This window comes from Xanthomonas sp. CFBP 7698, from assembly GCF_003600855.1.
GTDB lineage: Bacteria > Pseudomonadota > Gammaproteobacteria > Xanthomonadales > Xanthomonadaceae > Xanthomonas > Xanthomonas cannabis.
The window spans coordinates 749,036-767,627 of sequence record NZ_PRDN01000002.1; the positions used below are offsets into that span (position 1 = coordinate 749,036).

Here is an 18,592-nt window from a genome sequence, read left to right on the forward strand (position 1 = left end):
ATCGAGTCTAACAACACCATGGCTGTAACGCCTGCATCGCTGTGTCTGCTGCGCTTGTCCGCCCTGGGCGATGTCACCCATGTAGTGCCACTGGTGCGCACGCTGCAAGTGGGTTTCCCGCAGACGCAGCTGCACTGGATCATTGACCAGGCGGGCCTCAAGCTGCTCGACGGCCTGCCCGGCGTGCAGTTCCATGCCTACGACAAACGCAGCGGCGTGGCCGGCATGCGCGCATTACGCCGGTCACTGGCGCCGCTGGGGCGCTTCGACGCCTTGCTGCAAATGCAGGTGGCCTTTCGCGCCAACGTGTTGTCGGCGTTCGTGCCGGCACGCCGGCGTATCGGCTACGACCGCAGCCGCTCCAAGGATCTGCACGGGCTGTTCGTCAACGAACGCATCCCCGACCGCCCGGGCATCCACGTACTCGATGCCATCGGCAGCTTCGCCGAGCCGCTGGGCCTGCGCCAGACGCAGGTTCGCTGGGACCTGCCGGTTCCCGCCGAGGCGCACGCCTGGGCTCGCGCGCAGTGGGACGACGACGGCCGCCCGGTGCTGATGATTTCGCCCTGCTCCAGCCATGTGCGACGTAACTGGTACCCGGAGCGCCACGCGGCGCTGGCCGATCACGCGGCCGCGCAAGGCTGGCGCATCGTGCTGTGCGGCGGCCGCAGTGCACTGGAAAGCAGCACGGCCGACGCCATCGTCGCCGCCACGCGTGCACCGGTGCTGGACCTGGTCGGCAAGGACACGCTCAAGCAGCTGCCTGCGCTGCTTGCCCGCGCAGACCTGGTGGTCACCCCCGATTCGGGGCCGATGCACATCGCCAACGCGATGGGCACCAAGGTGCTTGGCCTGCACGCGGCCAGCAACCCCAGACGTAGCGGGCCTTACTCGGATGTGCGCTATTGCGTGGACCGCTACGACGCGGCCGCGCGCAAACACCTGGGCAAACCGGCCGAGCAGCTCCGCTGGGGCACCAAGATCGAGTTCGACGAGGTGATGTCGCTGATCACCGTCGACGATGCGATTGCCGCATTCGAACGCTATCGCGCCGATCATCCGCGTTGAGCATTGGCCGCTGCAGCCACGCGCGCACCGGCGTGTTGCGCGGTGAGCCTGCGCGGCGCGCAAACGCGACACAGCGATCTCATCGTCCCGCGAGGCAATGGGCAACGCCCTGATCGCCAGTCGCCGGGACACGCACCGCCAGCCCTGCGGTCCCACTGACATACGCCAGCGTGATCACCCGATCACGTCTCAGGCGCCGGTTGCGCGGTAATCCTGATAGGACTTCTCTTCCACATACGACGAGCCTAACGCCAGATTGATCTGCTTCTTGATCCGCGCACGCTCGTCGTTTTCGATGTACACGCTGCGTGCCAGCTGCACGAAGCCGTCGTCGAAGGTCTGCGCCTGTTCCTTGAGCCGGATGTCGTCCTCGATCACCCACAGCCGCTCGTTGACGGCTTTGAGCTCGGCGCGCAGACGCACGATGTCGTGGCCGGCGGCCGGATGCGCCATCCAGCTGTTTTCCAGCGCGGACAGCTCGTTGCGCACATTCGCCAGCTTGGCCGCATCGCTCATGCGCTCGGACTTGATCTGCAGGATCGCGATCTTGTCGAGCAGCTCACCAAAGGACACGGGCACCAGGATCTCGGACATGACAGGCCTCCAACGGGGATCGAGCGGATTGTAGTCATCGCAGCCACAGCCGGTTGCGACACATAAACAAAAGCCCCCTTGCGGGGGCTGATGCGAATCTGGCGGAGAGGGGGGGATTCGAACCCCCGAGGCGCTATAAACGCCTGCCTGATTTCGAGTCAGGTACATTCAACCGCTCTGCCACCTCTCCAGATGGTCCCCAGTGTCCTGGGGCCGTGCATCATACGGGCACACGCGCCAGGCCACAAGCGGCCTGGGCCAGCGTCGGTGTCACCGCCTGCCGGCCCGGCGTGAACCGGCGCTGCGGCACCGGCAATGGCTCGGTTGCTGCTGGCCGTCCCGGCCGCGATGATGGTGGCGCATCTTCTCCCTGGCGACCGGCCCCATGCTCGAATTCGGACACCTCACCCACGTCGGCCTGCGCCGTGACCTCAACGAGGACACCTATTACGGCGACAGCGAGCTGGGGCTGTGGCTGGTGGCCGACGGCATGGGCGGTCACGCCTGCGGCGAGGTGGCCAGTGCGCTGGCGCGCGAGACCATCGTGCGCGAAGTCCGCGCCGGCACCCCGCTCGCCCAGGCCGTGCGCATCGCCGACGAAGAAATCATCAAGACCTCGCGCCGCTGCAACGACACGTTGCCGATGGGCACCACCGTGGTCGCCGCACGCGTGCTGGGCCAGCGCTTCGAAGTGGCCTGGGTCGGCGACAGCCGCGCGTATCTGTGGCGCGACGGCCGGCTGGCGCAGTTGAGCCAGGACCACAGTTATGTGCAGGAACTCATCGCCCAGGGCACATTGACAAGCGAGCAGGCGCGCGCGCATCCGCATCGCAATGTGGTGACCCAGGCGTTGGGCGTCACCGACCCGGCGCACCTCAACGTTGCCACCATGCAGGGCGAACTCAAATCCGGCATGCAGCTACTGCTGTGCAGCGACGGCCTGACCGAGGAAGTGGACGATGCCGCCATCGCCGCAACCCTGTCGCAGGCCGACTGCAGCGCGCAGGAGTGCGTGGAATGCCTGGTGGCCGCGGCACTGGATGGCGGCGGCTCGGACAACATCACCGCCATCCTGGTGCGCAGCTACTGAGCAAGGCTGCGCGCCGTCGGCCTCGGACGTCGGCGCTGATCGCCTAACACAGCGCCGTGCTGCACCCGGCACAGGCCCACCATGGCGTATGCCGCGAGCGCGTGACGGCAGACGCCCCCGGCGCAGCCGTCCTAGCCTGCCGCAGCAACCTCCTCAACCGGCGCATCCCACAGTGCACGACCGGCTTTCTTGCGCAACTGCGCCAGGCGCGCTTCGTGCGCCTGCGTTTCCGACGCGGTGACCACGACCCGCGGCCGCGGCAACAACAAGGCCGGGTCGAAGGTGATCATGCCGCTGCCGTCCTCGGAGCGTTGGCCGGCATCGGCGCTGGCAAAGCCGATCTCTTCCTGCCCGGAGGTCAGCGCGATGTAGACATCGGCCAGGATCTGCGCATCGAGCAGGGCGCCGTGCAGCTGGCGATGCGAGTTGTCCACGCCCAGGCGCTTGCACAAGGCATCCAGTGAGTTGCGCTGCCCCGGGTAACGCTCGCGCGCCATCATCAAGGTATCGGTCACGCTGGCGCGATCGGTGATGCGGCCATAACCGCTGCCCAGCAGCGAGAGCTCGTTATCCAGAAAGCCCAGGTCGAATGCGGCGTTGTGGATGACCAGCTCCGCACCGTCGATGTAGGCGAGAAACTCCTCCACCACGTCGCTGAAGAGCGGCTTGTCGGCCAGGAATTCCAGGGTCAGCCCGGTCACTTCCTGTGCCCCGGGCTCGAAGTCGCAATCCGGCTTCAGATAGCGATGGAAATTGTTGCCGCTGGGCCGTCGCTCCAGCAGCTCCACTGCACCGATTTCGACGACGCGGTTGCCCTTGCGCCATTCCAGGCCGGTGGTTTCTGTATCGAGAATGATCTGACGCATGAATCCTCTTACGCAGTTGCAGCGCCACTGCGCTGGGCGATGGCCTGGTTGCGGGCGAGCACGTCGACGCGCTCGTTGTCCGGATCGCCATTGTGCCCCTTCACCCAGCGCCAATCGATGCGATGGCGCTGGGTTGCCGCGTGCAGCCGCTCCCACAACTCGCGGTTCTTGACCGGATCGCCGCCGGCAGTTTTCCATCCGCGGCGCACCCAGCCGGACATCCATTCGGTAATGCCCTGGCGCACGTATTGCGAATCGGTATGCAGCACGATCTGGCACGGCTCGGTCAACGTTTCCAGGGCCATGATCGCCGCCATCAGCTCCATCCGATTGTTGGTGGACACCGCTTCGCCGCCGGCCAGTTCCTTTTCGCGGCCGTTGTAACGCAGCAGCGCTGCCCAGCCACCCGGCCCGGGGTTGCCGAGGCAGGAGCCATCGGTATGCACTTCAATTGATTTCATCAGTTTCCAAGAGTTGCAATGAGGCGAAGGTCAGATCGTGGCCACCGGTTGCGGCCAACGCGACGGCAGCGCAATCGGTGTGGGCGCGATCGGTGCCGAGGCGCGCTTTTCCACTTCAAGTAAATACACCGCGCGCCACGGAGCGCGGCCAGGATCGGAGGAGCCGCGCCCGACACGCCAGATCGGCCCCAGGTAGCGCTCTGTTTCCACGCATTGCAGGCCGGCGCGCTGCGCCAGCAGCCGCCAGCGATCCGGCCGCAAGGCCACCGGGCCGCGGCGCGCCCAATGAAACCGGTAAGGGCTCAGCGGGTTGAGCGTAAACAGCCACAGCCGGCCACCCGGCATCAACAGCCGCTCGCACTCGCTCAGGAAATCCGCCGCACCGCCGACCACGGCATGTTGCACCACGATGGCCTGCAGGCTTTCGGTTGGCAGCGGGAACGGCATGGCGCAGCGGGCATCGCCGGCGAACCGCCCCGCACTGCGGAACAGGCGCAGCCCGCGCCCATCCAGCGACTCGCGTGGTGGCAGATCCCTGGTCGGCGTCAGCCACAACCACGGCTGGGAGGGACGCGTCTGCAGCGCCTCCAGTGCCAGGCGACGCTCGGACTGGAGCAGGCCGCGTCCTGCCCCCGTATCAAACCAGGATGAGACACCAGCTTGACGGGAGAATGGCGGGGCAGGCATGGTCCCAATTCTATGCGACTGATCGCCCTGCCCGCATTCGATGACAATTACATCTGGGCGCTGGTCGCCGCGGATGGCCGCGCCATCATTGTCGACCCCGGTCAGGCCGAGCCGGTCATCGCCGCCGCACAGCACGATGGCGTGGTACCCACGGCCATCCTGTTGACCCACCATCACGCCGATCATGTCGGCGGCGTGGCCACGCTTCAGCAGCGCTGGCCGGACCTGGAGGTGTTCGGGCCTGACGACGAGCGCATTCCCGGCAACGCGCATCGGGTTGGTCAGGGCGAGCGCCTGGCGCTACTGGGGACGGCATTCGAGGTGCTGGAGGTTCCCGGCCACACCCGCACCCACATCGCGTTTGCAACGGACACCCACCTGTTCAGCGGTGATACCCTGTTCAGCCTAGGCTGTGGGCGGATGTTCGAAGGTACCGCTCCTCAGATGTTCGACTCGTTGCAGCGCCTGGCCTCCCTGCCCGGCGATACGCTTGTGTGTTGTGGCCACGAATACACCCTGGCTAACGCGGCCTTTGCGCTGCATGTCGATCCCACCAACGCTGCCTTGCAGCGCCGTCAACAGGAAGCCCAGGCCATGCGTCATGCAGCCCGTCCTACCCTGCCGATTTCGCTCAAGAGTGAACTGGCCACCAATCCGTTTTTACGCACCAACCGCCCCGAGATCCGCGCCGCAGTCACACTGCGCGTGACTGCAGCGGTATCCTCCGAAGTAGATGTATTCGCCGAACTTCGGCGCTGGAAAGACGAATTTCGCGCATGAGGCGGTTGGTGTTGGCAGTGCTGGCCGCGTTTGCGGCCACTGCACCGGCGGCGGCCTCGTCCAACGACGCAGCCCGCCTGAAACCCACAGACGGCCCCACCGCATCGCCCACCGCCCCCAGCATGCGTAACGGGCGGGAGATCTTTTCGGCATTCCTGGACGGCCGCGCCGATCCCGGCTGCGACAGCGAACACAGTGACACGCGCTGGGAGCAGCACTTCTCACGCGCCCCGGCCCGCCTGGCCGACGATGCACAGGATGTCCTGCCGCTGTTCGGTTATGTCGTCGATGAACTGCGCGCCGCCGACATGCCGACGGAATTCGCGCTGATTCCTTTCGTCGAGAGCGGTTATCGCCCCGGTGCACGTAACGGCAGCGGCCCTGCGGGCCTATGGCAGTTTGTCGCCACCACTGCACGTAACCACCATGTACCGGTCGGCGCGCAATACGATGGCCGCTTGTCGGCGGTGGATTCCACCACTGCGGCGGTGCGCTATCTCAAGACCTTGTACGGCATGTTCGGTGGCGACTGGCGACTGGCGCTGATGGCGTACAACGCCGGCGAGTACCGCGTGCTGCAGGCGATGCGCAGCGCCGGGGTGAATGCCCAGAATGCCAGCCCGTCGCAACTGCCCGGCATGTCCAAGGTCACCTACGACTACGTCGAAAAACTGCATGCGCTGGCCTGTGTCCTGGACCACGCGCAACAACAGGGCACGTTACTGACCTCGCTGGACCGCCAGGTGCCGGTATTGACCGAGCACGCACTCCCCGCCGGTACCAGCCTCAACACCTGGGCAGGGCAACGTGCCATCGAGCCGCAGTTGCTGGCTCGCCTGAACCCTGCGGTGGCAGGAGCGCGCGCGGCCCCCAGGGGCGTCCATGTCCTGGCTCCGGCAGCGCCCGCGCAACCCGGATCCAGCGGTGCCGTCGTCGCCTCGACGACTCCGATGATGGCAACGGATAACGGCGCCGCTGCCACCACCAGTGCTGCGATAGCCAAGGCGTCCAGCGCGCCCGCCCGGACCCACACGGTTCGCAACGGCGAATCTGCCTGGGCCATTGCCCGCCGCTACGGCATCACCGTGGCCACCCTGCTTGCCAGCAATGGTCTGGACAAGCGCGCGGTACTGAAGCCGGGCATGGTGCTGTCGTTCAACGACGCACCCTGAGGGCGCACCGGTCGGGCGCCCCCACCGTTCCGGGTGCCGAACTCCCCAACCGCCATAGCCATTACGCTCTTGCAGAAGCACGACACTACGCGCAGTGCGTAACGACCCGGCCGGCCGCTCGTGCCGGCAATCCTGCACTGGATAGCTTGCAACGCCGCCCGAGCGCGGGCCATGCGCGCCATTGCCACTGAACGGCCTTGCCTGGAAGCGTCTTTCCGAATCCAGGCAGCGGGCCCCTGCATGCGCCAAGCGCTGGCACAGGCGAGCACACCACCGCACCCTCGGACTGTTCGCACAGCACAGTGACAGGCAAAGAAAAAGCCCGGTTACCCGGGCTCGTTCCTGACACCATTCGGAAGCGCGACCTTACAGCTGCGCTTCTTCGATCTGGATCTTGTACCGCTTGCGCATTTCTTTGACATAGGCCTGGGCGGCATTGTTGCCATCGATCTGGCTCAGCTGCTCGCGCAGCATCGTCTGCTGTTCGGCCGGCATCTGCTTGAGGTCGCCCGGCGTCGCCTTGCTGATGACGAAGACCGCGAAACGACCGCCATCGAGCTCCACCTTCCCTGCCGACGGCTTGCCTGCAGTCGGACGCGGGGCACTGAAGATTGCGCGGTTTGCAGCCGGCGTCGGAATCGGCGCGGTACGCGGCAACCCCGGGATCGGCTGCACCTGCAGCTTCTCACTTGCAGCCAGTGCCTGCAGGGTCTCGCCCTTCTGCACGCGCGCCAGCAGCGCATCGGCCGCAGCAGCAGCCGCCTTTTCAGTGCGATCGGTGTGGACCGCGGCAATCACCTTGTCGCGTACCTTGTCCAACGGCAACGCCTGTTCGGCGGTGTGATTGGTTACACGCAGCACCACGCTGTGGTTGGGCGCGATGGTGATCGGGTCGCTCACCGTGCCGTCCTGCACCAGCGTTTCGGAGAACGCCGAACGCAGCACCGCCGGGTTGGCGGCAATGCCGCTGGCCGTGGTCCGCGAGAACGGGCCCAGCGTCTGCACCGGCAGGCCGACCTGCTTGGCCGCAGGCTCCAGCGCGGTGGGGTTCTTGTAGACCTGATCCACCAGCTTGCCGCTCACGTCCGCAAATGCCTTGTCGGCGTCTGCCTTGAGCTGCTCGGCGGCCAGCTGGTCACGCACCTGCTCGAACGACTTGCCCTGGCCACCCTTGACCTCACGCAACTGGATGACGTGGTAACCGAATTCGCTCTTGACCGGCCCGACCACGTCGCCCGCCTTCATCGAAAACAGTGCGTCTTCGAATGGCTTGACCATGGTGCCCTTTTCGACCCAACCCAGGTCGCCACCGGCAGCCTTGGAACCGGGGTCCTGCGAGTTGGCCTTGGCCAGTGCCGCAAAATCGGCGCCTGGCTGCTTGGCTTCCGCTGCAAGCTTTGCCGCCTTCGCCTCGGCCGCCTTTTGCGCGGCAGCATCGCTGCCGGCACTGATCAGGATATGCGACGCCAGACGCTGATCCGGCTCGACGAAGCGCGCCTTCTCTTCCTCGTAGCGCTTGCGCAACGTCGCCTCGTCGGCTGCCGTGGCAGGCGGCATCGTGGCGGCATTGAGCTCGACATATTCGATGGTCACCGTCTCGGGCTGACGGAAGTCTTGCGCATGCGTGTCGTACCACTGCTTGACCTGCGCATCGCTGACGGGTGCGGTATCGGCCGCCGGCGCCGGCAGCATTGCCAACTCCACATCGCGCGTCTCACCCATCAGCTTGAGCAGGCGCTCGAACTCGGCCTTGGTTGCAAACCCCGATTCGGCCACGGCCTGCGGGATCACCGACTGCTGCAGGCTGTCGCGTACCAGCGCGTCGAACTGCGCAGGCGTGCGCGGCGGCGTGCCCTGTGCCAGCGCAGCGCGATACTGGTCAGGGCTGAACTTGCCGTCGACCTGGAACGCCTGGATGTTGGTGATGTAGTCGCGCACCGTCGCATCGCCGATCACGATGCCGGCATCTTCCGCGCCCAGACGCACCACTTGTTCGTCGACCAATTGGTCGAGCACCTGCAGCTTGTTCTCGCGGGATTCGAACGTGCGCGGGTCGAAATTCTCGCCCTGGCGCTGACGTTGCTGCATGCGCGCCTGCTCGAAGCGTGCACGGAAATCCTGCGTGCTGATTTCATGGTGCTGCCACAGCAGCGAGACCGGCCACCATGACGGTGCCGATTTCCACCACGTCGGTGGCGCCTGCACCTTGGCCACGTTGTTGGCGCCAATGCCGCCCAGGTAGCTGTTGTCGATGACGAACAGGAACGGAATCATCAGCAACCCCAGGATGGCGGTAGCGATCCAGCCTGACGTCTTGTCGCGAAGTTTCTGCAGCATTGGCAAATCACGGCCTGTGGGCGAGCCGCGCAGTGTAACCCGCCTGACGCCAAGCACCCAGCCCGACGCCCGCTGCCGCAGCGCGGCGATGCATAAACTGGATCCCGGCGCAGAAGCCGTGGCGCCTTGGACGTGGTGGAGAGAAGGACAGACATGGCACCCGCTCCGCCATGCCCAGGCCATTTGTCTGCAGCGCTGCAACCGCCAAACCCACTGCGAGACAGACACCATAAAAAAAGCCCCCGGCACAAGGCCGAGGGCTTGGGTATAACTGGCGGAGCGGACGGGACTCGAACCCGCGACCTCCGGCGTGACAGGCCAGCATTCTAACCAGCTGAACTACCGCTCCGCTTTAAACTTGGACATCTTCCCCCACCGCATTCGCAGCGCGAATGTTGTGGAGAAAACGAAGCCCCCAATCGCTCAGGGGCTTCGGTGTAACTGGCGGAGCGGACGGGACTCGAACCCGCGACCTCCGGCGTGACAGGCCAGCATTCTAACCAGCTGAACTACCGCTCCGCGCTTGAAACTTTGCCTGGTGCTTAGTGGTGGGTGCTGAGGGTTTCGAACCCCCGACCCTCTCCGTGTAAGGGAGACGCTCTACCGCTGAGCTAAGCACCCTAGCGAGTCGATTAGTTTACTGCATCCTTCAGGGCTTTGCCAGCCTTGAATGCAGGATTCTTCGAAGCGGCGATCTTGATGCTGTCGCCCGTCTTCGGATTGCGGCCGGTACGCTCAGCGCGCTCGCGGACCTGGAAGGTGCCGAAGCCAACGAGGGTGACGGCGTCGCCCTTCTTCAGCGCCTTGGTGATTTCGCTCACAACCGCGTCGACAGCACGGCCAGCTTCAGCCTTGGAGATGTCAGCGGCAGCGGCAACGCCATCGATCAATTCGGTTTTATTCATTCTTGAAACTCCCTTTGCGGCAGATGCCGCGGAATCGACAATCGGCGCTCTTGCCGTTAGCGAAGAACCCGACACAAGTGGTATCGCGTGACGCATCACATTTTGCCGCGCCCACGAGTCGTGCATTTATACCAGCGCCCCCAACAGCACGCAAGCCAAAACCCAATAACGACGCGGGTTTTGGCTTGTTTCGGGATGTCCTAGACAGCGCGCGTTAGTGCTTGACGCGCGTGCCGGGAGTGGTGCGCGACTTACCGCGGACGGCAACGCGCGATGCGGTCTTGCGCGCCTTTTCCTTGCCGGCCTTCTTCGGTGCCAGCGGGCGCTCCAACGCCAGGTCCAGCACTTCGTCGATCCACTTCACCGGCACGATTTTGAGATCGCGGGTGACGTTGGCCGGGATGTCGGCAAGATCCTTGCGGTTCTCGTCCGGGATCAACACGGTGCGGATACCGCCGCGCAATGCCGCCAGCAACTTCTCCTTCAACCCGCCGATCGCCGAGACGCGGCCACGCAGGGTGATCTCGCCGGTCATCGCCACATCGGCACGGATCGGCACCTTGGTCAGGATCGACACCAGCGAAGTCACCATCGCAATGCCCGCGCTCGGGCCATCCTTGGGGGTGGCACCGTCGGGCACGTGCACGTGCACGTCCTGCTTCTGCAGGAAATCCACGTCGATGCCCAGCCGCTCGGCGCGCGAACGTACCACCGACAACGCAGCCGATGCCGATTCCTTCATGACGTTGCCAAGCTGACCGGTGAGGATCAGGTTGCCCTTGCCCGGCACCAGCGTGGATTCGACCTGCAGCAACTCGCCGCCGACTTCGGTCCATGCCAGACCGGTCACCAGGCCGATCTCGTTTTCTTCTTCGGCGCGACCGAAGTCGAAACGACGCACACCCAGATACTTGTCGAGATTCTTCGAACTAACCGTTACCAGCGCCTTTGGCTTGCCCTTCTTGGCCACGGCTTTCTTGCCCGCCGGCTGCGGGCCGGCCAGCGCGATTTCCTTGACCACCTTGCGGCAGATCTTGGCGATTTCCCGCTCAAGGTTACGCACGCCCGACTCACGCGTGTAATAGCGCACGACATCCTGGATCGCATCGCCACCGATCTCGATCTCTTCCGGCTTCAAACCGTTGGCCTTGATCTGCTTGGGCACCAGATACCGCATGGCGATATTGAGCTTTTCATCCTCGGTGTAGCCGGGGATGCGGATCACTTCCATGCGGTCCAGCAGCGGGCCCGGGATATTCAGCGAGTTGGAGGTGGCGACGAACATCACCTCCGACAGATCCAGATCCACTTCCAGATAATGGTCGTTAAAGGAGTTGTTCTGCTCCGGATCCAGCACTTCCAGCAATGCCGACGACGGATCGCCACGGAAGTCCATCGACATCTTGTCGATCTCGTCCAGCAGGAACAGCGGGTTCTTGCTGCCGACCTTGTTGAGGTTCTGCACCAAACGGCCCGGCATCGAGCCAACATAGGTCCGGCGGTGGCCGCGGATCTCGGCCTCGTCGCGGATGCCGCCCAGGCTCATGCGCACGAACTTGCGGTTGGTCGCCTTGGCGATCGATTGGCCGAGCGAGGTCTTGCCCACACCCGGCGGCCCGACCAGGCACAGGATCGGTCCCTTCATCTGCTTCACGCGCGACTGCACAGCCAGGTATTCAAGGATGCGCTCCTTGACCTTGTCCAGGCCGTAATGGTCGGCGTCCAGCGTGTCTTCGGCGACCTTGAGGTCCTTGCGCACTTTAGTACGCTTCTTCCACGGCACGCCCAGCAGCCAGTCCAGGTAGTTGCGCACCACCGCCGCTTCGGCGGACATGGGCGACATCTGCTTGAGCTTGTTGAGCTCGGCCTTGGCCTTGGTCTCGACCGGCTTGGGCATGCCTGCCTCGGCGATCTTGCGGGCAAGCTCTTCCAGCTCACCCGGCGCGTCGTCTAGGTCGCCCAGTTCCTTCTGGATCGCCTTCATCTGTTCATTGAGGTAGTACTCGCGCTGGCTCTTTTCCATCTGCGACTTGACGCGGCCGCGGATGCGCTTCTCCAACTGCTGCACGTCGATTTCGCCGTCCACCAGGCCAACCAGCAGCTCCAGGCGCTCACCGATATCGGTGATCTCCAGCAGGCGCTGCTTGTCGGCCAGGCGCACACCGATATGCGCGGCAATGGTGTCGGCCAGGCGCCCCGGCTCGTCGATGCCGGCCAGGGTCTGCAGCAGTTCCGGCGGCAGCTTGCGGTTGGTCTTGACGTACTGCTCGAACAGCGACATCAGCGAGCGCGCAATCGCTTCCACCTCGCGCGGCTCACGGGCATCGCTGGCTTCGACCTCGGTGCCTTGGCCCTGCAGTGCGCCGTCCTGCTCGACGACCTTGTCGACAGTGACGCGCGACAGGCCTTCGACCAGCACCTTGATGGTGCCGTCGGGCAATTTGAGCAGCTGCAACACCTGCGCCAGGGTGCCGACGGTATACAGATCGCCGGCCGCCGGGTCGTCGGTTTCGGCCGACTTCTGCGCTACCAGCAGGATGCGCTTGTCCGCTTCCATGGCTTTTTCCAGCGCGCGCATCGACTTGTCACGGCCGACGAACAGCGGGATCACCATGTGCGGAAACACCACCACGTCGCGCAGCGGCAACACCGGCAGATCGAGAACTTCTGATTGGGACTGGGCCATGGGGCGCTCCGCAGGAATGGGGGTTTAAAGGCACAAAAAAGCCGATGGCCCCGTTATGGGGCCATCGGCGAGGTGTTGCAAGTAGCGCTCGGAAAGCCTTTAGCCGCGAGCGGGGCCAGGCCCGGGCAACGCGGCCGCAGGGCTTAGTCGCCGGATGCGGCCTTGGCCGGGGCCGGTTGCGCCTGGTAGATCAGATACGGCTCGGATTTGTGCTCGATCACCGACTCGTCCACCACCACCTTGCTGACGTTTTCCTGCGAGGGCAGCTCGTACATCGTGTCCAGCAGGACCGATTCGACGATGGTGCGCAGGCCACGGGCACCGGTCTTGCGCTTGAGCGCCTTCTTGGCGATCGCGGACAAGGCATCCGCGCGGAACTCCAGTTCCACGCCTTCCATGTCGAACAGCTTCTTGAACTGCTTGGTGATGGCGTTCTTCGGCTCGGTCAGGATCTTGATCAGCGCCGGCTCGTCCAGCTCTTCAAGCGTGGCGACCACCGGCAGGCGGCCGACGAACTCGGGGATTAGACCGAACTTGATCAGATCTTCCGGCTCGACCTCTGCCAGGATCTTGCCGACTTCCTGCTTGCGCTCGCTGCTCTTGACCTTGGCACCAAAGCCGATGCCGCCGGCGTCGTTGGAACGCTGCTGAATCACCTTGTCCAGGCCGGCGAACGCGCCGCCGCAAATGAACAGGATGTTCTTGGTGTCGACCTGCAGGAATTCCTGCTGCGGATGCTTGCGGCCACCCTGCGGCGGCACCGAGGCAACCGTGCCTTCGATCAGCTTCAGCAGGGCCTGCTGCACGCCTTCGCCGGACACGTCACGGGTGATCGACGGGTTCTCGCTCTTGCGCGAGATCTTGTCGATTTCGTCGATATAGACGATGCCCTGCTGCGCCTTCTCGACGTCGTAGTCGCACTTCTGCAGCAGCTTCTGGATGATGTTTTCCACGTCCTCGCCGACATAGCCGGCCTCGGTCAGCGTGGTGGCATCGGCGATCGTGAACGGCACATTGAGCAGGCGTGCCAGCGTCTCGGCCAGCAGCGTCTTGCCCGACCCGGTCGGACCGACCAGCAGGATGTTGGACTTCGCCAGCTCGACGTCGTCGTTCTTGCTGCGGCTCTCGATGCGCTTGTAGTGGTTGTACACCGCCACCGCGAGCGTGCGCTTGGCGCGCAACTGCCCGATCACGTATTGATCGAGAACCTCGAGAATCTCGCGCGGCTTGGGCAGGCTGGAACGTGCCGACTGCGCCTTCTCTTCGAGTTCCTCGCGGATGATGTCGTTGCACAGCTCAACGCACTCATCGCAGATGAACACGCTGGGACCGGCAATCAGCTTACGGACTTCATGCTGACTCTTACCGCAGAACGAGCAGTAGAGAATCTTGTTGCTGTCGCCGGAACGACCTTGGCGGTCTTCGCTCATGCTTCTGTTACCCAGTTACCCCACCCGATGTACGGGGGTTCGATTTCGAGAATAGCACAGGGTCGGGAGGACATTCGCCCCACCCGACCCTGCCGGTTTTTCCTGCAATTTCAGCGACCTGGCGATCAAGACGGCTGGATCGACTCTTCCGGACGACGCTCGAGCACCTGATCGACCAGACCATAGGCCTGCGCGTCGACCGCACTCTTGAAGTTGTCGCGCTCGGTGTCGCGCGCGATGGTTTCCAGCGACTGGCCGGTGTGCTTGGCCAGGATCTCGTTCAGGCGCGAGCGCAGGGTCAGGATTTCGCGGGCGTGGATGTCGATGTCGGTCGCCTGGCCCTGGAAACCACCCAGCGGCTGATGGATCATCACGCGCGAATTCGGCAGCGCGTAACGCTTGCCGGCCGCACCCGATGCCAGCAGCAGCGCGCCCATCGAGGCCGCCTGACCGACGCAGATGGTGCTCACGTCCGGCTTGATGTACTGCATGGTGTCGTAGATCGCCATGCCGGCCGTGACCACGCCGCCGGGCGAATTGATGTAGATGCTGATGTCCTTTTCCGGGTTGTCCGCTTCCAGGAACAGCAGCTGGGCCACGATGACGTTGGCCATATGGTCGTCGATGGGACCGACCAGGAAGATCAGACGCTCCTTCAGCAGACGCGAGTAGATGTCGTACGCACGCTCGCCACGGCTGGTCTGCTCGACCACCATGGGCACCAGGTTCAGGGCTTTGGTCACAATGCTCATCGGTCTTCCTGTTGTGGCAGCGGCCTGTGCCGACGCCCGTGTTCGATATCCGCACCCTGACGACGGCAGGGCGCGGTTCTCTTGCTACCGCCTCAGACCCGAATGGCGTCCTGGAACGACAGCGGCTGCTCGGTGTGCTGGGCGCGCTCGGCGATCCAGTCGATCACCTGCTCTTCCATCACACGGCTCTGCAGCCCACCCATCAACTGGGGGTCGTTGCGGTACATCTCAATGACCTGTTCGGGCTCTTCGTAGGTCGAGGCGATCAGACGCAGCGTTTCGCTGACGCGCTTGGATTCCAGACGCAGTTCATTGCGACGGGCCACCTCGCCCACCAGCAGACCGACCAGCACGCGCTTGGCGGCCGCGTCCATGAAGCCCTGATGCGCGTCGTCCGGCACCTGGCCCGGATCGCGGCCGCTGCGACGGACCTGCTCAACCTGCTGGGCCAGCATCGAACGCGCTTCGTTCTCGACCAGACGCGGCGGCATTTCGACGTGCGCATAGGCGGCAATCAGCTGCTCGCCGACTTCGCGACGCAGGCGGTTCATCAGCGCGCCCTTAAGCTCGCGCTCCAGGTTGGTGCGGATGTCGGCGCGGAACTGCTCGGCATCGCCACTCTTCACGCCGAAGCTCTTGATGAACTCCTTGTCCACTACCGGCAGCACCGGCTCGGACACCTCGACCGCCTTGACGTGCACCTGCACGGTCTTGCCGGCCAGCTGCGGCACGCGCCACTCGGCGGGGAAATCGATGGTCAGGGTCTTGTCTTCACCCTTGGTCAGACCTTCCAGGCCCTTTTCGATCTGGTCGAACATCACGCCCGAGCCCAGCACGCTGCTGCCGGTCTCCACGCCTTCGGCGGGCAGACGCTCGTCGCCGGCCTGCGACCAGGTCTCCAGCGCCACCAGGTCGCCGACCTGCGCGCCGCGCTCGACCGGGTTCCAGGTGCGGCGCTGCAGGCGCAGGTTTTCGATCATCTGGTCGATGTCGGCATCGGTCACTTCGGCGGTATGACGCACCACCGACAGCTGGCTCACGTCGATGTCGCCGAAATCCGGCACCACTTCGAAGGTGGCGACGAAATCGAAGTCGCTCTCGCCCTGGTCGATCCGCGGGTTGCCGGCCAGACGCAGCGAGTGCTCGCGCACGGCCGAATCGAAGGTCTCCCGCAGCAGGCCTTCCATCGCTTCGGCACGCACCTGCTGACCGAAGCGCTGCTCGATGACCTTGGTCGGCACCTTGCCGGGACGAAAGCCCTTGATGCGGGTGGTCCGCGCAAGTTCGCGCAGCCGGCCACCGACATGCGTCTCCAGGCGCTCCTGCGGCAGGGTGAAGGTCAGGCGGCGTTCCAGATTGCCGGTGGATTCGATCGATGCTTGCATGTTGACTCCTGCCACCGACAGCGCACGGCGTCGGCACGAGATGGAAGAGGCGGGTTGACGGATGGCGAGAAAGCCGCCGAGCCTTGTAGTTTCGCCGATAACGGCGGCCGCTGCCAGCGGGATGCGTGCAATGGCACGCCTGGCGAGAAAAACCTGTGGTCTACATGGGCGTCGGCGGCCGGAACACTCACGGCCGCGCTGCACTGGTGCGAAAGGGGGGACTCGAACCCCCACGCCTTGCGGCGTCAGAACCTAAATCTGGTGCGTCTACCAATTCCGCCACTTTCGCAATGCTGTACGCGCCCGCCATTGTTGCAGGGATGCTGGCAAAGAAAAAGCGCTGCTGCCTGTCCAGGGCGGTCTGGCGCCATTTCTGACCTTACCTGGCGGCCGTTGGCTCCCTCTTCGCAGCGCTCCCGACATCTACCAGTACGCTAGAGTCCGGTGAATGGTTCAGCGTGGCGCCCTGCTGCAGGATGAAGCAATGCCGTGTTCTTGCGCACGGCGACGGCAATGTTTGCGAAAATTCCGTTAATCAGCCGAGAGAGACAACCGCCGCGATGAGAGATCGGTATCGGCAGATCGTGGCACTGTCGCGAGACTGCATCAAAGAGATCGACCTCGACGGGCGGATCACGGCAGTCAACGTCAACGGCTTGACCGTCCTTGGCGCCAGCCACCAGGACCAGTTGCTCTCCCGCCCATGGCGCGAGTTATGGCCGGCGGAGTCCGTGCACCTGGTGGATGCGGCAATGGCAGCATCGATCGACGGCGCGGTGCACGAGTTCGAGGCGACCTGCGTCAATTTCGTTGGCGTCCGGCAGACCTGGCAGGTGGTCACCAGCCCGTTGTTCGATGAGTTCGGCGACGTCGAAGCCATCCTGGCGGTCAGCAAGAACATCTCTGACCGCCGGGCACTGGAGGCGGCCTTCCACACGCTGGACCGCACCCTGAAGGCAGAGCGTGAATTCTCCACCGGCGCGCTGATGCTGGCACGCACGCGCGAGCATTCGCTGTCGACCGAGCTGCATACCTTGCGCGACCTGCACGAGCGCACCGAAGGCGACCTGGATATCGCGCGTGCCGCGCAGGGCGCTGCGGAGAAGATTTCCGAGCAGGCGCAGAAAGGCGAGGCAGTTGGTCAATTGCTTGCCGGCGTGGTGCACGACTTGAACAACGTGCTGCAGGCCGCCACGTCGGCGATCGATCTGGTGGTGCAACGCGGGCAGATCGATGCACAGGATGCCAAGCTGCTCGCCGTCGCCGATGCGGCGCTTCAACACGGCTCGGTCATGGCGCAGCGCCTGGTCGGGTTTTCGCGCCAATATCCGTACAGCCCCGAAGTGGTCGACCTGGCCGCCCTGGCCGAACAGCTCAACCCGCTGCTGGAGCAGGTGATCGGCGCGGACCTGCAGCTGCAATTGCACAGCGATGCGGGCGGATGCTGCGCGATGGTCGACCGACACACGGTGGAACGCGCGATCTTGAACCTGGTCATCAATGCGCGCGATGCCTGCGACAGCGGCGGCATCATCCGTGTCGAGACGGGCTACGCACGCGTGACCGAGGCCGACGCAAGCCTGACCAAACCCGCCGGGGCCTACGTCACCATCGCCGTCGCCGATAATGGCCATGGGATGGATCAACAGGTGCAGTCACGGCTGTTCGAAGCCTACTTCACCACCAAGGGTGCAGACCGCGGCGCCGGCCTGGGCCTGGCGCAGGTCTACAGCGCCGTGCGGCAGGCAGGCGGTTTTGTCGAAGTCATTTCGGCGCCGGGTGAAGGCGCGCGCTTCCTGCTTGCGTTTCCACGCGTGGATCAGGCTTAGCATCTGATCGGCGGGTGCGGGAGCCGGCGCACTGCATTGCGCCGCAAGCAAGTGAGATACCGGTGTAAACCGTTGCGTAATGCGGCGCACCGCATCACCGATGCCACAGGCCGATTACTGCCGCCCGTCGGCACTACCTCGGCCATGTCGGCACCATGCGGATGTACTTCAAGAAGTCGGCGGGACGTCTGCAACGATGACATGCGCTCGCGCTGAGAGTCATCCAGCCACTTTGTGACGGATGCAGCCTTGCCAGTCACTTGCCGCGCAGCCTGGATGGCGATCGAACCGTCTGGTGACGCCGACTCGTCCCGACTGGCCCTTGCACCCGGAAAGCGGCTGCCGCTGGCGCACTGATGCAGGCCTGCACCCAGGCAGCCGCGCCCAACATCCGATGAATCGATAGAGGCAAAGGCGTGCGTGACACCTCGCGCATTCGCGCCGGGAGTGCGCGCTTCGTTGTTGCGGAATGCGGCCCTGATCCACAGGCCCATAGTCTGGCCTCCTGAACAGTCAGGGCCTCGCCAGCACCCATCCATTACCTGTCGCA

15 protein-coding genes and 5 tRNA genes are annotated in these 18,592 nt (G+C 64.5%); 5 read left to right on the forward strand and 15 right to left on the reverse strand.

Features of this window, described 5'->3' with window-relative positions:
• The first annotated feature begins 18 nt into the window (after nt 1-18).
• A complete protein-coding gene (locus XnspCFBP7698_RS11130; protein ID WP_123137426.1) occupies nt 19-1,068 on the forward strand; it encodes a glycosyltransferase family 9 protein in 1,050 nt (349 codons plus the stop codon).
• Nucleotides 1,069-1,257: 189 nt separating this feature from the next.
• On the opposite strand, the gene XnspCFBP7698_RS11135 is transcribed toward XnspCFBP7698_RS11130, so the two are convergent.
• A complete protein-coding gene (locus XnspCFBP7698_RS11135) occupies nt 1,258-1,662 on the reverse strand; it encodes a DUF6165 family protein (RefSeq protein ID WP_039404016.1) in 405 nt (134 codons plus the stop codon).
• 99 nt (nt 1,663-1,761) lie between these two features.
• Nucleotides 1,762-1,852: transfer RNA gene (locus XnspCFBP7698_RS11140), tRNA-Ser, on the reverse strand.
• 195 nt (nt 1,853-2,047) lie between these two features.
• Here XnspCFBP7698_RS11140 and XnspCFBP7698_RS11145 point away from each other — a divergent pair.
• Complete coding sequence (locus XnspCFBP7698_RS11145) at nt 2,048-2,752, forward strand: PP2C family serine/threonine-protein phosphatase (protein WP_039404013.1); 705 nt, start codon at nt 2,048-2,050, stop codon at nt 2,750-2,752.
• Nucleotides 2,753-2,883: 131 nt separating this feature from the next.
• On the opposite strand, the gene dnaQ is transcribed toward XnspCFBP7698_RS11145, so the two are convergent.
• Genes dnaQ through XnspCFBP7698_RS11160 form a run of 3 tightly spaced genes read right to left on the reverse strand, consistent with a single transcriptional unit; the run spans nt 2,884 to nt 4,766 of the window.
• Complete coding sequence (gene dnaQ / locus XnspCFBP7698_RS11150) at nt 2,884-3,618, reverse strand: DNA polymerase III subunit epsilon (RefSeq protein WP_104581089.1); 735 nt, start codon at nt 3,616-3,618, stop codon at nt 2,884-2,886.
• Between the two features lie 8 nt (nt 3,619-3,626).
• Nucleotides 3,627-4,079: a ribonuclease HI gene (rnhA, locus tag XnspCFBP7698_RS11155; RefSeq protein ID WP_104581088.1), complete on the reverse strand. Its 453-nt coding sequence runs from the start codon at nt 4,077-4,079 to the stop codon at nt 3,627-3,629.
• A gap of 30 nt (nt 4,080-4,109) precedes the next feature.
• Nucleotides 4,110-4,766: a hypothetical protein gene (locus XnspCFBP7698_RS11160; protein WP_104581087.1), complete on the reverse strand. Its 657-nt coding sequence runs from the start codon at nt 4,764-4,766 to the stop codon at nt 4,110-4,112.
• A 12-nt stretch (nt 4,767-4,778) separates the two neighbouring features.
• Between XnspCFBP7698_RS11160 and gloB the strand changes: the two genes are divergently transcribed.
• A complete protein-coding gene (gene gloB / locus XnspCFBP7698_RS11165) occupies nt 4,779-5,546 on the forward strand; it encodes a hydroxyacylglutathione hydrolase (protein WP_104581086.1) in 768 nt (255 codons plus the stop codon).
• Nucleotides 5,543-6,718, forward strand: coding sequence for a lytic transglycosylase domain-containing protein (locus tag XnspCFBP7698_RS11170; RefSeq protein ID WP_104581085.1), 1,176 nt, complete (start codon nt 5,543-5,545; stop codon nt 6,716-6,718). Before gloB ends, XnspCFBP7698_RS11170 begins: the two co-directional genes overlap by 4 nt.
• A 366-nt stretch (nt 6,719-7,084) precedes the next feature.
• Here the strand turns inward: XnspCFBP7698_RS11170 and XnspCFBP7698_RS11175 are convergent, their stop codons facing one another.
• The 10 genes from XnspCFBP7698_RS11175 to XnspCFBP7698_RS11220 form a co-directional block, all read right to left on the reverse strand.
• Nucleotides 7,085-9,055 (reverse strand): peptidyl-prolyl cis-trans isomerase, encoded by a 1,971-nt coding sequence (locus XnspCFBP7698_RS11175; protein WP_104581084.1) that lies wholly within the window; start codon nt 9,053-9,055, stop codon nt 7,085-7,087.
• A 272-nt stretch (nt 9,056-9,327) separates the two neighbouring features.
• A tRNA-Asp gene (locus XnspCFBP7698_RS11180) sits at nt 9,328-9,404 on the reverse strand.
• A gap of 93 nt (nt 9,405-9,497) precedes the next feature.
• Nucleotides 9,498-9,574 (reverse strand) — tRNA-Asp (locus XnspCFBP7698_RS11185).
• A 27-nt stretch (nt 9,575-9,601) separates the two neighbouring features.
• A tRNA-Val gene (locus tag XnspCFBP7698_RS11190) sits at nt 9,602-9,676 on the reverse strand.
• A gap of 11 nt (nt 9,677-9,687) precedes the next feature.
• Nucleotides 9,688-9,960 carry an HU family DNA-binding protein gene (locus XnspCFBP7698_RS11195; protein ID WP_002806049.1) on the reverse strand — a complete coding sequence of 91 codons (273 nt, stop codon included), beginning with the start codon at nt 9,958-9,960 and terminating at the stop codon, nt 9,688-9,690.
• 214 nt (nt 9,961-10,174) lie between these two features.
• A complete protein-coding gene (lon, locus tag XnspCFBP7698_RS11200) occupies nt 10,175-12,646 on the reverse strand; it encodes an endopeptidase La (RefSeq protein ID WP_104581083.1) in 2,472 nt (823 codons plus the stop codon).
• Between the two features lie 143 nt (nt 12,647-12,789).
• Nucleotides 12,790-14,076: an ATP-dependent Clp protease ATP-binding subunit ClpX gene (clpX, locus tag XnspCFBP7698_RS11205; RefSeq protein WP_011257881.1), complete on the reverse strand. Its 1,287-nt coding sequence runs from the start codon at nt 14,074-14,076 to the stop codon at nt 12,790-12,792.
• 125 nt (nt 14,077-14,201) lie between these two features.
• Complete coding sequence (clpP, locus tag XnspCFBP7698_RS11210; RefSeq protein WP_002806026.1) at nt 14,202-14,828, reverse strand: ATP-dependent Clp endopeptidase proteolytic subunit ClpP; 627 nt, start codon at nt 14,826-14,828, stop codon at nt 14,202-14,204.
• 92 nt (nt 14,829-14,920) lie between these two features.
• Complete coding sequence (gene tig, locus XnspCFBP7698_RS11215; protein ID WP_104581082.1) at nt 14,921-16,213, reverse strand: trigger factor; 1,293 nt, start codon at nt 16,211-16,213, stop codon at nt 14,921-14,923.
• 204 nt (nt 16,214-16,417) lie between these two features.
• A tRNA-Leu gene (locus XnspCFBP7698_RS11220) sits at nt 16,418-16,502 on the reverse strand.
• 271 nt (nt 16,503-16,773) lie between these two features.
• Between XnspCFBP7698_RS11220 and XnspCFBP7698_RS11225 the strand changes: the two genes are divergently transcribed.
• Nucleotides 16,774-18,042 carry a PAS domain-containing sensor histidine kinase gene (locus XnspCFBP7698_RS11225; protein ID WP_104581081.1) on the forward strand — a complete coding sequence of 423 codons (1,269 nt, stop codon included), beginning with the start codon at nt 16,774-16,776 and terminating at the stop codon, nt 18,040-18,042.
• Nucleotides 18,043-18,592 lie beyond the last annotated feature (550 nt).

Bases quoted from the DNA above. Each gene is read 5' to 3' on its own strand.
- clpX (WP_011257881.1), bottom strand. From the start codon at position 14,076: ATGAGCGAAGACCGCCAAGGTCGTTCCGGCGACAGCAACAAGATTCTC.
- XnspCFBP7698_RS11130 (WP_123137426.1), top strand. From the start codon at position 19: ATGGCTGTAACGCCTGCATCGCTGTGTCTGCTGCGCTTGTCCGCCCTG.
- dnaQ (WP_104581089.1), bottom strand. From the start codon at position 3,618: ATGCGTCAGATCATTCTCGATACAGAAACCACCGGCCTGGAATGGCGC.
- XnspCFBP7698_RS11160 (WP_104581087.1), bottom strand. From the start codon at position 4,766: ATGCCTGCCCCGCCATTCTCCCGTCAAGCTGGTGTCTCATCCTGGTTT.
- XnspCFBP7698_RS11195 (WP_002806049.1), bottom strand. From the start codon at position 9,960: ATGAATAAAACCGAATTGATCGATGGCGTTGCCGCTGCCGCTGACATC.
- clpP (WP_002806026.1), bottom strand. From the start codon at position 14,828: ATGAGCATTGTGACCAAAGCCCTGAACCTGGTGCCCATGGTGGTCGAG.
- gloB (WP_104581086.1), top strand. From the start codon at position 4,779: ATGCGACTGATCGCCCTGCCCGCATTCGATGACAATTACATCTGGGCG.
- XnspCFBP7698_RS11175 (WP_104581084.1), bottom strand. From the start codon at position 9,055: ATGCTGCAGAAACTTCGCGACAAGACGTCAGGCTGGATCGCTACCGCC.
- XnspCFBP7698_RS11225 (WP_104581081.1), top strand. From the start codon at position 16,774: ATGAGAGATCGGTATCGGCAGATCGTGGCACTGTCGCGAGACTGCATC.
- lon (WP_104581083.1), bottom strand. From the start codon at position 12,646: ATGGCCCAGTCCCAATCAGAAGTTCTCGATCTGCCGGTGTTGCCGCTG.
- rnhA (WP_104581088.1), bottom strand. From the start codon at position 4,079: ATGAAATCAATTGAAGTGCATACCGATGGCTCCTGCCTCGGCAACCCC.
- XnspCFBP7698_RS11135 (WP_039404016.1), bottom strand. From the start codon at position 1,662: ATGTCCGAGATCCTGGTGCCCGTGTCCTTTGGTGAGCTGCTCGACAAG.
- tig (WP_104581082.1), bottom strand. From the start codon at position 16,213: ATGCAAGCATCGATCGAATCCACCGGCAATCTGGAACGCCGCCTGACC.
- XnspCFBP7698_RS11170 (WP_104581085.1), top strand. From the start codon at position 5,543: ATGAGGCGGTTGGTGTTGGCAGTGCTGGCCGCGTTTGCGGCCACTGCA.
- XnspCFBP7698_RS11145 (WP_039404013.1), top strand. From the start codon at position 2,048: ATGCTCGAATTCGGACACCTCACCCACGTCGGCCTGCGCCGTGACCTC.